Source organism: Nitratireductor sp. ZSWI3, from assembly GCF_024655565.1.
Lineage (GTDB): Bacteria > Pseudomonadota > Alphaproteobacteria > Rhizobiales > Rhizobiaceae > Nitratireductor.
This window is the reverse complement of the sequence record NZ_JANKOF010000128.1, coordinates 1-11,050: the sequence shown is the minus strand read 5'-3', so window position 1 is coordinate 11,050 and position 11,050 is coordinate 1. Positions and strand designations below refer to the sequence as shown.

Genomic DNA, 11,050 nt, shown 5'->3' with positions numbered 1-11,050 from the left:
CAGCATGCGTCGACGGCCGCGGGCGGGGGACCTCCGCAGCACGACGTGCAGGTGTTTTCGGGCGGGGCGCTACAGACGCCGGTCTCGGGAAGCACGAGGTGTATCTGGCGGGCAGCGACGGAGTCACCGGCAATCTCGGCGGCGATGGAGCGGACTTGCTCATAGCCTGTCGCCATCAGGAAGGTCGGGGCGCGACCGTAGGACTTGGAGCCGACGATGAAGAAACCCGGTTCTGGATGACTCAGTTCATCAATGCCGTGCGGAGGGACGGTGCCGCAGGAATGAAAATTGGGGTCGATGAGCGGCGCGAGCGCCGGCGTGGCCTCGACGGCGGGATCGAGGCCGAGGCGCAGCTCGCGCAGGAACGAGAAATCGGGGCGGAACCCGGTCGCGACGACGATACGGTCGACCTCTTCGACGACAGCGTCGCCGCCGAGTGTTGCGTCCACGCGCAGCCCGTCGCCCAAGCGGACGACGCGATCGACAAGGAAGGGCGCCAGCATCTTCAGCCTGCCCTCGTCGATCGCCCGCTTCGCGGCGAGACCAAGCGCCCCGCGCCCGGGCAATTGGTCGTTCAAACCACCGCCGAGCAGACGCGCGATGCGGTCTCGCCGGAGCGCCCACAGCACCTCGGTGGCAGGCGCCTTCTTCTGCAGGTCGAGCAGCGCGAGCGCCACATTGATGGCGGAGTGACCGCTGCCCAGCACCAGCGTGCGCTTGCCCGCATAGGTGCTACGCTCACCGCCATCGACGTCGGGAATGCCGTAGGCGATCAGGTCCGCGGCATCGGTTTCACCGGGTACGGCGAGACCATCCGCGCCCATCGGATTCGGCCGCGACCAGGTTCCCGACGCGTCGATGACCGCACGTGCCAGAAGACGATGTTCGCCCTCGACATCGCGATAGCGCACGACGAAGGGCGCGTCGGCGCGGCCGTCATTCGACATCAGGTCATGGCCCTGCCGGGTGATCCCGGTCACCTCTGCCCCGAGGCGCATGCCTGCTTCAATGGCCGGAACGCGGGAAAGCGGCTCCAGATACTGCGCCACGATCTCCTGACCCGTCGGCAGGTAGCCGCCGGACGGCGCCGTGACGCCGGCTTCGGCCATAAGGGCCCGCGCGGCTGCGTCGACATTGTAGTCCCATGGCGAGAAGACGCTGACATGGCCCCAGTCGAGAAGCGCCGCTCCGACGCGTGTTCCTCTTTCTAGGAGGACCGGGCGCAGGCCGCGCTCCACGAGGCGCGAGGCCGCAGCCAGGCCGACGGGGCCGGCCCCGATCACGGCGACCGGCAGTACCGAATAAGGATTAGTCATCATTCGGTCCTTCCCGAATAATCGAATTATCAAGTCAAAAAAGGGATCGCTAGGCGCGTTCCCTCATCTTCGGTCGTGCCGGTTCCGGCGGACAACTTCCGTCTGCACAGCACTCGTCCGCGAGGAAGCCAACCAGAGCCTGCATCGACGGGTAGACGGCGCGGCAGATGAGCGTCGTCGCCTGCCTCTCCTGGCTCACCAGCTCCGTCTCGATCAGCCGCTTGCAGTGGTGCGACAGGGTAGATGCCGGAATCCCGAGCCTCTCCTGGATGCTGCCGACCGGCAGACCCTCGTCGCCTGCGCGCACGAGTATGCGGTAAATGTTCAGGCGCGTCGGGTTGCCGAGCGCTTCGAGTTGAGATGCCGCCTGTTCGAGCTTCATGAGTGGAGTGTAGCCGTTGCGAAGATGACGGTCAATTGAATTTCGATGAATATCGAAATTAGAATCGCTGATGGATGCGGGACGTTTTCGCGCATATTGATCTCGATCAGCACACGCATGCCCTGACATTGCTATGCGGGAGTCGATCAGTCGGGGTTGAAACGATGCTGGAATACAGGGTTAAAGCGAGGCGCGTGGATGCACACGAAAGCGTAGCGCATCGCAAGGATGCCGAGGTGCGGCTCGACACGGATGTGAGCGGTAGCCGCGACGCCTTCAATCCGGCCGAGATGCTGCTGGCATCGCTGGCAGCGTGCATGATCAAGGGAATCGAGCGCGCGGCGCCGATGCTGAAATTCGGCTTTCGCGGTGTCGAGGTGCGACTGCACGGCGTGCGCCAGGACGCGCCGCCAAGAATGTCCGACATCGATTACGAGATCGTCATCGACACCGACGAGGATGACCGTCGGATCGAACTCCTGCACACCAATGTTCGGAAATACGGCACGATCTACAACACCGTCTCGGCAGCAGCCAGGCTCGCTGGCCGGATGGTCCGCAAGGATTGAGTAGTCCCGCACTTCAGATTGACCGCTGGTTCACCCGCTTCGACACCTCCTCGGCGGTCTCCACGCGCTCGGAATAGCGGTCGGTCAGGTAGTCCGATCGGTCGCGCAGGAGCAGCGTGAACTTCATCAGTTCCTCCATCACGTCGACGATGCGGTTGTAGTAGGGTGACGGCTTCATCCGGCCGTCGACGTCGAATTCGTTGAAGGCCTTGGCGACCGACGACTGGTTGGGGATCGTCACCATGCGCATCCAGCGACCGAGCACGCGAAGCTGGTTCACCGCGTTGAAGCTCTGGGAGCCGCCGCAGACCTGCATCACGGCCAGCGTGCGTCCCTGCGTCGGCCGCACGCCGCCGAGCGAGAGCGGCAACCAGTCGATCTGTGCCTTCATGATGCCGGTCATCGAGCCGTGACGCTCGGGCGAGCACCAGACCTGCCCCTCCGACCACATCGAAAGCTCCCGGAGTTCCTTGACCTTCGGGTTGTCCGCCGGAACAGAATCCGGCAACGGCAATCCCGCCGGGTTGAAGATGCGGACCTCGGCGCCCAGCCGGCGCAGGATTCGCGCCGCTTCCTCGGTCGCCAGTCTCGAATAGGAGCGCTCGCGCAGCGAGCCGTAAAGCATGAGAATACGTGGTGGGTGTGTCGATCTCGGTGCGTGCAACAGCGCTTCGGGATTGATCGGCCGAAACTGCTCCTCAACGAGGTTGGGGAAGCTGTCCAGCGGCTGGGCGGTATCGGTCATTCGCATTCTCCCGGGCACGCGCGGCAGAGCCCTCGCTACTTTATTTCGAGTTTGCTAGAAATAAAGATAGCGCCGCGCGAAAGCGCAGTCAACACTATTTCCAACTTATTCGAAATTCAGCGAACGCGCCGGCCATTCGCATCGATGACGACCTCGCCGTCATCCTTCGTGAAGGGGCCGATATCGGGATTGGGCAGAATATCCAGCACGGCCTCCGAAGGTCGGCACAGCTTCGTCCCAAGAGGCGTGACGACGATTGGCCGGTTGATGAGGATGGGATGGGCCATCATGAAATCGATCAACTCGTCATCGCTCCACTTGGTGTCGCCCAGGCCGAGTTCGGCATAGGGCGTGCCCTTCTCGCGCAGCAGGTGGCGCGGCGTGATTCCCATCGCCGCGATCAGTTCGACCAGTCTTTCGCGCGACGGTGGCGTCTTCAGATACTCGATCACCTCCGGCACCTCGCCGGATTGCCGGATCATGGCCAGCGTGTTGCGCGACGTGCCGCAGTCGGGGTTGTGGTAGATAGTGATCGTCATTCGAGTCAGAGATCCTGATACGGGTTGATCGGTGGGGGTTGGCAGCGCGGAGATGCTGGGACTGGCAGCTCGCGATCTCATCGCGGGCCACGCATTGAACAACAGCAACAGACGACGGCTGGGGTGCGATCGACGGCGCCCATCACCCTAGCCTTCCGGGAACCAGTGCTGAGTGCGGTTGGCGAAGGCGACCAGCGAAAGCATGACGGGCACCTCGGCCAACACGCCGACGACGGTCGCAAGCGCTGCCCCGGAATGCAGCCCGAACAGGCTGATCGCCACCGCCACCGCCAGTTCGAAGAAGTTGGACGTGCCGATCAACGCGCAGGGTGCTGCCACGTTGAATGGTACCTTCCACGCCTTGGCCGCCGCATAGGCGATGGCGAAGATGCCATAGGACTGGAGCACCAGCGGCACCGCGATCAGCACGATGAGCATCGGGTTGGCCAAGATGACGTTGCCCTGGAAGCCGAACAGCAGCACCACGGTCGCCAGCAGGCCGATGACCGAGACCGGCTTGAGGCGCCCCGTGTACTCCGACACGGCCGCTTCGGCATTTCCTCCGCCGCCGGCGCGGCCAACCAGCCAATTCCGGGTGAGCGCGCCGGCGACCAGCGGAATGACGACGTAGAGAATCGTGGACAAGATGAGTGTGGCCCAGGGCACGACGATGTCGGTTACGCCCAGAAGGAGCGCCACGATTGGCGCGAATGCGAAGATCATGATGACGTCGTTCACCGAGACCTGCACAAGCGTGTAGGTCGCGTCGCCGCGCGTCATCTGGCTCCAGACGAACACCATCGCGGTGCAGGGCGCTGCACCCAACAGGATTAGGCCGGCGATGTATTGCTGCGCGTCGGCAGGCTGGATCCAAGGTGCGAAGATGTACTCAAAGAACAGCACGCCGAGTGCGGCCATCGTGAAGGGCTTGATGAGCCAGTTGACGGCGATCGTCAGCACCAGGCCCTTGGGACGATCGCCGATGTGGCGCAGGCTGGCAAAGTCGACATTGACCATCATCGGGAACACCATCGCCCAGATGAGCACGGCCACGACTAGGTTGACGGAAGCGTACTCGATCCCGGCGAGGACGCTGAAGACGCCCGGAAGCAGGGTGCCCAGCGCGATGCCGGCAACGATGCAGAGCGCCACCCACACAGAGAGCCACTTCTCGAAGAAGCCGATACCGCCGGGCGCGGCGCGGCCGGACACTAATGTCGCGTCTGTCATGGTGGAATCCTTCAGCCGGCCATCGACCGGTCTTGTCCGATGTCGCGAAGCTTTGTCTGCAGCGACATCCGGTCGATGGAGGTGAGCGGCAGGGCGAGGAATGCCGAGAGCCGGTTCGATAACTGCCGATAGGCCTCGGCAAAGGCGAGATGCTTCTCTGCGTCCGTGCCTTCGACAGCGGCCGGATCCGGCACGCCCCAATGCGCGGTCATCGGCTGCCCCGGCCAGACCGGGCAAGCCTCGTTGGCCGCGTTATCACATACGGTGAAGACGAAATCCATTGTCGGCGCATCCGGCCCTGCGAATTCGTCCCAGCTCTTCGATCGCGCAAAGGACGTGTCCTGCTTCAGCCCGATGTTCACCAGTGCGCCGATGACGCGGTAGTTGTCGTTGCCCCAGATGATGCCCTTTTCGTAGCCGGTGGTGCACTTGCGGCGCGAGCCGTCCTCCTTCGGCTTGGCGATCCACTCGGCGGCCTTGACGATGTCGGCTTCGGCAAGACCGGTGATCGAGGCGCCCTCGGCGAGCGACATCTTGCACTTCTCCCGCGCCATCTCGAACGAGCCGAGAGCCGCTGGATGCGCCTCGTCCTGCGGCACCGCGACGTCGCCCTGGAGCGTCGACGCGGCGATGAAGTCCTTGTCCACCCAGCCCTGGTCGGCGATGTAGGTGAAGAGCGTGTTGAACAACGCCAGGTCGGTTCCGGTCTTGATCGCCAGGTGCAGGACGTTCTCCGCGCCGGCTTCCACCTCGCAGGCGTTTGCCGTCACGGTGCGGCGCGGATCGACGATGATCACCTTGGCACCGTTCCGCATGCCTGGCACCATATGGTTCAGGAAGAGGTTGGTCTGGCATTCGAGCGGGTTGGTGCCGACCAGCATAATCGTGTCGGTGAGCGTGTAGTCCTCATAGGCGTAGTTCAGTTCGTCGATGCCCATGTCGCGGGTCGCGTGGACCTCGGAATTGTAGGCCGGCCGGTTGTGGATGCGGCAGTTCTTGACCTTCATCGAGCCGAAATAGAGTTTTCCCGTGCCCCAGGTATTCTCGTAGCCACCGGCCGATCCGCCATGGTCGAACATGGAGACGAACAGGTCGTTCTCGTCGTCTTTGTCGATGACCCGCGCCGTGACCCGGGCGACGAGGTCGAGCGCGTCGGCCCAGCTGGTCGGCTGCCAGGTGCCATAGCGCCAGACCATCGGCTCGGTCAGCCGCTGCTGCTGCGTGCCCGTCTTGTCTGAGCGGCGGTTCTCGGCCATGCGCGCGCCGCGCACGGAGCCCAGTCCCGAATTAACCACGCATCCATGGTCCGGTTTGATGACGAGGTGGACGTCTTTCCCGTCCTGCCTGACGATGTTGTACATCGACGGCGAATACCAGGCCTCGGTGTCGGCGTATTGCTGCTCGGAGAGATCGACGCCGAAGGCATTCCGGTCGGGAGCGGTTCCACCCTGCTTGTTCACCGGCCAAGTGTAGGCATGGTAGCCGCAGCCGACGATGCAGTAGTGGCAGGTGACGTTGTGCTTTTTGGCGTCCGCCGGAATGATCGGCAGGCGGTCGATATGTCGCTTGTAGGCCATGATCGTTCCTCCCTATGCCAGCACGTTTGACAGGCGGCCGTAGAGAAGCTCATCCACGCCTTCGGCGTAGATGTCGCCCTTCTCGTCCACCCGGAGCGCGTATTGCGGCAGGTTCTGCGTGGCCTGGCCCCAGATCTGCTGGCCGCCCGCCTCGCAGTCGAAGCGGGAATAGTGGCCGGGACAGTTCAGCGTTCGGTCGGCGGCGATGTAGTTGAGCGGAAAGCCCTTGTGCGGGCAGATCGTCGAGAAGCCGACGATGTCGCCGTCAGGACCGGCGCCCCCCTCGACCGATGTGCCAAGTTTCAGGAGCACGCCTGGCGCATTCTCGTCCGGATAGGTGACGTCGAACGGCTCGTTCGGCTTGAGGTCGGCTATGTTGCCGAGGCGGTTCGACGGATACTCGCCGACTTGCAGACCCGTGTGAAGGCGATCGGCGCCGGGGATATCGACAACTTCGAGATCCTTTCCTCGGAAATCCTGCATCGTGACCTTCACGCCCTGAACATCAACCGCTCGGAAGACAGGGAACTGATTACGGCAATGCTCGACCGTATGGCTGAACAGGGCCGCAAGCCCGCGCTGATTATCATCGATAACCTGTCGTCCATGCGCATGGGCGTCGAGGAGAACGACAATTCGGCGCTGGATCTGATCCTGCTCTGGCTATTGTCCTTGCGTCACAAAGGCTATGCGATCCTGCTGGTGCATCACGCGAGCAAGTCGGGCGACCAGCGTGGCGCGTCCCGGCTCGAAGACCTGCTGGATACCACGATCAAGCTGTCGCCTGCCGCCGAACCGTCCGATGCTGGCGCTTCGCTGGACCTGGAGTTCACGAAGACGCGGGGTGTGATCCCCCAGCCGGCGCATCTGACCCTGCATCTGGTAGAGGGCGAGGATGGCGTGCTGGAATGGGACTTTGGCCAGGCGCAGAAGGTTACGCCACAGGACCATACGTTGCGTGCTATCTACAACGGGCCTGAGGGCGACGGCTCTGTGCCGTTCGAGAAGCAGAAGGATTTGATGAAGGCGACGGGGCTACGGCCACCGGCGATAAGCAAGCATCTTGCATTTCTGCGTCGTGACGAACTGGTCGAGAAGACGAGCTTGGCAGTAACGGATGCTGGCAAGGAGCGCTTGGCTGCCCTATTTCCCGGCGAGACCTTCGAGTGACGGCTGCCGCCCGTTGGCACTGGTTGGCGCGTCGCACTTTCCGAGTTTCCTTCGCCATGTGCCGGGAAACATGGAAAGCGGTTCACGGATGAAAATCTCGACAATGATATGACGTGTTGCGTTATATAACGTCATGCGTTATGTTTCCCTATGATCCAGAGCTTCGCTGACCCCGAGACGGAATTGATCTGGAAAGGACTGCGAAGCCGCAAGTTGCCGCCGGACATTCAGTCGGTCGCTTTGCGCAAGCTGCGTATGCTCAATCAGGCGCGAGTCTTGCAGGATATGCGTGTACCGCCCGGCAACCGGCTGGAGGCTCTCAAGGGCGCACGCAAGGGGCAGCACAGCATTCGGATCAATGATCAGTGGCGCATCTGCTTTGAGTGGCAGGATGGAGGACCGAGCAATGTCGAAATCGTCGACTACCATGACTGAGCTTCTGCCGAACCCGCATCCCGGCGAGATCCTGCTTGAGGAATTCCTGAAGCCGATGGGTGTGAGCCAGAATGCCCTTGCGCGAGCCGTGCATGTACCGCCACGCCGCATCAACGAGATTGTCTTGGGCAAGCGCGCGATGACCGCCGATACCGACCTACGCCTTGCGCGCTATTTCGGGATGTCTGAGGGCTTCTTCCTTGGTCTTCAAGCCGATTATGACCTGATGGAACGCCGCTGGCAAATCGCGCCTGACCTGTCGACCATCGAGCCGAGGGCGGCATGAACCAATCTGTATGGCGGCTACAGGTCTAATACCTTGGCGGTCGATATGACCGCTTGTCCGCGCACGGAGGCGTCCCGGTAAAAAAATCGCTCCCCCCATACCCGCCTGTGGTCATGGGACGCCGAGCACTTCGGACCGACACACGAACTAATGATCAGCATGTCGTGCACCGCCTGATGGCAAATTGATCAACGAATGCAACGGCTCCGTTCCAGCGCTCGCGTTCGTTGCGCTCTGTGGGTGTCGCGTGGGGTGTTCCACGGGGTAATTATCGCTCATATTCGCGCCATGACGTGCTTCGTCGCTGTCGCCGTGCACAACCCTCGGGAACGGTGCTGGGAGCCTCAGCGAACGCCTGAGGTTCATGCAACGGGAGTGCACACGCTTTTTGCGTTCTGCTTGTTCTGGACGTTGATCCGAGTTCAATTCCAACGCGGCCGCGTGCGCGGATGTCCGTCTGCCGGTTCGGTTGATTGCAGGTGCTATTCCCATTCGCCCCGGCGATACCTGCGCCACAGCTCACGCCGAACCCGTCGCCATTTTCCCTGCTCGTAGGTATCGGAATAGCGCCATGCCCGATCCTCCTCGGCATAGGCCATTTCCTCGGCGCGTGGGCCATATTTCGCGATCAGCTCGTCTACGACAGCGTTAATTTCGGCCTTAGGGATGAACAGGGGCCGCAAGCGAAAGTCCCACGCGTGCCAGATCGCTACGCCGCCGATGAGCACAGCAAAGACCGGAACGACGGGATAGGATCGAACGAAATCGAGAACTGCCTGCATTGCTATACCACAGGGAATGTTCAGTGATGATAGAACATATCCTACATAGACGCGGTCAGGCTGTCAGGAACATTTTGTTCCGCATGGAGATATTTGCTGCTAATTTGAGGCGACGCGCCCAAGAGCTTGGCCTGTCCAACGCCGAAGTGGCCCGCCGTGTGGGATTAAGCGAACGCCGCTATGCGCATTATGTGAGCGGACGGAATGAACCCGACTTGGCCATGCTTTTGAAGATTGCCGGAGTTCTGAACTCGACGCCGGACCTGCTGCTCAGTCTCGACGCGCAAGATACGGAAAGAGACAGGCGGGCTGTTCTGATCGATCGCCTTAATGCTGCGGCAGCCGTGATGACCGATGATGATCTGCAGGCCGCTGTCGCCCAGGCCGAAGCCGTGATCGCAATTCGCCGGAAGTGACCTGGGATTTTCCCTGACACGCCTGCATCAGTCATCTTAATAGAAAGATCGTCTTGAACCGAAAAGGAGACGATCAATGGCTACCACCGAAATCATCACCCTCAAGCAGCTCTGTGCCGAACTGAAGCTCGACCCGCACGAATGCCGCGAGCGCCTGCGTGCCGCGGTGCGTGACGCGAAGAAATTCCCGGAACTCGCCAAGACCCATAAATCCCGCACGCCTTGGCAATGGGTGAAAGGATCGGCAGGCGAGAAGGAAGCTCGAGACGTCATCAAAGGCTAAACTTTCTCAAAGTAGCCGAATGGCCCCGCCTTCTTGTGCGGGGCCTTTTCATGCATACTTCTCCAAACGCTCTTTGACCTCGCGGGCAGGAATGAACGACCAAATCGACATCAGCTCAATCGCCAACCGGCTACGCCCCATCTTCGACAAAGCCAAAGAAGGCGGCGCCTCACTCATAGGCGATGTTGGCTCAGACCTAACTGACAAGACCTCAAGCAGTATATCCGGTCTAATCTTTGACTTGTTCAAGTCAGCTGGAAAGAGCGTGTGGGCGAAACGTAGATCGAAACGAGCCTGGAAGACATTTCATGAACAGTACGAGACCGCAGAAACTGCCGGCGACCGCGAGAGGGCGATCCACAAGCTTCTGAAAGATGATCCTCAATATGCAACTGTGTTTCGCAACATTCTGTCGAAGCGAGACCTCGTATATGCCATGCGTGAGTATGCTGAGCACCTGCCCAGTATTCCCATGCTTGGCCGCAAAAGGACGCTTTCTGAGTGTTACGTAGCCACCGGACTTGTGAGGGCAACCGGCTCCAATCACGGCAAAGCACTGACCTCTGAACTTCAGCCTGCAGACGATCAGATTAAGACGCTGCTTGCGCGCGGAAACCACCTTATCGAGGGAAACCCCGGGTCAGGTAAATCAACATTGGCCCGGCGGATTGTTACCCTTGAAGCAAATAGGCTCTTGAGCGATCCAACCCTCGTATCATTTAACGATGAGCGCATTCCAATCTTGGTTCACGCTGACCAGCTTGCTTCAAGCGAAAGCGATCTGCCAACAGCGCTGTGCAGCGCTCTCACTAAGGAGTTGTCCTTTTCTATAACCGACAATCTCAACCCAGAATTATTTAGTCCGTACAGCGCGAATGGACACAGAAAATGGCTGCTGGTGATCGACGGCGTCGAAGAGATACCGGACCCCGTCCGCAGACAAAAATTCTGGGACCGGCTTGAATTACTTCCTGAACAACTAGGCGAATCTTTCAGATTTATTGTTTTTTCCCGCCCGGCAATCATCAAGCAAACGAAACAACCCGACACCCTCCGTTGGCAATTACCTGCAATGAATGCATCGGAGAGGAAGCAACTTTTGAAGAAATATATTGATGGAGAACGTGAAAGAAATTCATTTTTGGAGCTAATCAAAACAATCGGTCTTTCTGAGCTTTTTAGCTATCCGCTTTTTTGCGCGATCGGCGCTTCTCTCTTTATCGAAAACAAAGCCATTCCAGGCACCAAAATTGAGCTTTGCGAGACCTTCATCCACTTGCTGTTGGAAAACCGAGAAATCCTAAGGGGCTTGGACCGGCA

General features: G+C 60.5%; 14 protein-coding genes and 2 pseudogenes. 7 read left to right on the top strand and 9 right to left on the bottom strand.

Annotation, left to right across the window (positions count from 1 at the left end; all coding sequences use genetic code 11):
- Together NUU27_RS23540 and NUU27_RS23535 are read right to left on the bottom strand one after the other, a co-directional pair.
- Window positions 1-1,316, bottom strand: a 1,316-nt coding sequence (locus NUU27_RS23540; protein WP_257764738.1) for an NAD(P)/FAD-dependent oxidoreductase, incomplete at its 3' end; no start/stop codon positions are given.
- Between the two features lie 49 nt (window positions 1,317-1,365).
- The gene (locus NUU27_RS23535; RefSeq protein ID WP_257764737.1) at window positions 1,366-1,698 is read right to left on the bottom strand and encodes a helix-turn-helix transcriptional regulator; all 333 of its coding nucleotides are present in this window, start codon (window positions 1,696-1,698) and stop codon (window positions 1,366-1,368) included.
- Between the two features lie 164 nt (window positions 1,699-1,862).
- Here NUU27_RS23535 and NUU27_RS23530 point away from each other — a divergent pair, with 164 nt between their 5' ends.
- Complete coding sequence (locus NUU27_RS23530) at window positions 1,863-2,267, top strand: OsmC family protein (protein ID WP_257764739.1); 405 nt, start codon at window positions 1,863-1,865, stop codon at window positions 2,265-2,267.
- 13 nt (window positions 2,268-2,280) lie between these two features.
- Here the strand turns inward: NUU27_RS23530 and arsH are convergent, their stop codons facing one another.
- The 6 genes and pseudogenes from arsH to NUU27_RS23505 all read right to left on the bottom strand — a co-directional run bounded on the left by arsH (window position 2,281) and on the right by NUU27_RS23505 (window position 6,841).
- Window positions 2,281-3,012: an arsenical resistance protein ArsH gene (gene arsH / locus NUU27_RS23525; RefSeq protein WP_257764736.1), complete on the bottom strand. Its 732-nt coding sequence runs from the start codon at window positions 3,010-3,012 to the stop codon at window positions 2,281-2,283.
- A 116-nt stretch (window positions 3,013-3,128) separates the two neighbouring features.
- Window positions 3,129-3,551 (bottom strand): arsenate reductase (glutaredoxin), encoded by a 423-nt coding sequence (gene arsC, locus NUU27_RS23520; protein WP_257764735.1) that lies wholly within the window; start codon window positions 3,549-3,551, stop codon window positions 3,129-3,131.
- A gap of 147 nt (window positions 3,552-3,698) precedes the next feature.
- Window positions 3,699-4,781, bottom strand: a complete 1,083-nt coding sequence (gene arsB / locus NUU27_RS23515) for an ACR3 family arsenite efflux transporter (RefSeq protein ID WP_257764734.1) — start codon at window positions 4,779-4,781, stop codon at window positions 3,699-3,701.
- 11 nt (window positions 4,782-4,792) lie between these two features.
- Window positions 4,793-5,131 (bottom strand): annotated as a pseudogene (locus NUU27_RS25590) (arsenate reductase ArsC); the annotation flags it as partial.
- Window positions 5,129-6,358, bottom strand: a pseudogene (locus tag NUU27_RS23510) (arsenate reductase (azurin) large subunit); the annotation flags it as partial. The pseudogenes NUU27_RS25590 and NUU27_RS23510, both read right to left, overlap by 3 nt.
- Window positions 6,359-6,370: 12 nt before the next feature.
- Window positions 6,371-6,841, bottom strand: a complete 471-nt coding sequence (locus NUU27_RS23505) for an arsenate reductase (azurin) small subunit (RefSeq protein ID WP_257764732.1) — start codon at window positions 6,839-6,841, stop codon at window positions 6,371-6,373.
- Between NUU27_RS23505 and NUU27_RS23500 the strand changes: the two genes are divergently transcribed.
- The 3 genes from NUU27_RS23500 to NUU27_RS23490 all read left to right on the top strand — a co-directional run bounded on the left by NUU27_RS23500 (window position 6,779) and on the right by NUU27_RS23490 (window position 8,249).
- Window positions 6,779-7,528, top strand: a complete 750-nt coding sequence (locus NUU27_RS23500; RefSeq protein WP_257764731.1) for an AAA family ATPase — start codon at window positions 6,779-6,781, stop codon at window positions 7,526-7,528. The genes NUU27_RS23505 and NUU27_RS23500 overlap by 63 nt on opposite strands.
- A gap of 150 nt (window positions 7,529-7,678) precedes the next feature.
- Complete coding sequence (locus tag NUU27_RS23495; RefSeq protein ID WP_257764730.1) at window positions 7,679-7,963, top strand: type II toxin-antitoxin system RelE/ParE family toxin; 285 nt, start codon at window positions 7,679-7,681, stop codon at window positions 7,961-7,963.
- The gene (locus NUU27_RS23490) at window positions 7,935-8,249 is read left to right on the top strand and encodes a HigA family addiction module antitoxin (protein ID WP_257764729.1); all 315 of its coding nucleotides are present in this window, start codon (window positions 7,935-7,937) and stop codon (window positions 8,247-8,249) included. Before NUU27_RS23495 ends, NUU27_RS23490 begins: the two co-directional genes overlap by 29 nt.
- A 482-nt stretch (window positions 8,250-8,731) precedes the next feature.
- Here NUU27_RS23490 and NUU27_RS23485 read toward each other — a convergent pair whose 3' ends face one another.
- A complete protein-coding gene (locus NUU27_RS23485) occupies window positions 8,732-9,031 on the bottom strand; it encodes a hypothetical protein (RefSeq protein WP_257764728.1) in 300 nt (99 codons plus the stop codon).
- An 83-nt stretch (window positions 9,032-9,114) separates the two neighbouring features.
- Between NUU27_RS23485 and NUU27_RS23480 the strand changes: the two genes are divergently transcribed.
- The 3 genes from NUU27_RS23480 to NUU27_RS23470 all read left to right on the top strand — a co-directional run.
- A complete protein-coding gene (locus tag NUU27_RS23480) occupies window positions 9,115-9,447 on the top strand; it encodes a helix-turn-helix domain-containing protein (RefSeq protein WP_257764727.1) in 333 nt (110 codons plus the stop codon).
- Between the two features lie 76 nt (window positions 9,448-9,523).
- A complete protein-coding gene (locus NUU27_RS23475) occupies window positions 9,524-9,730 on the top strand; it encodes a hypothetical protein (RefSeq protein ID WP_257764726.1) in 207 nt (68 codons plus the stop codon).
- Between the two features lie 91 nt (window positions 9,731-9,821).
- The coding region (locus NUU27_RS23470) for an NACHT domain-containing NTPase (RefSeq protein ID WP_257764725.1) at window positions 9,822-11,050 on the top strand (1,229 nt) is incomplete at its 3' end.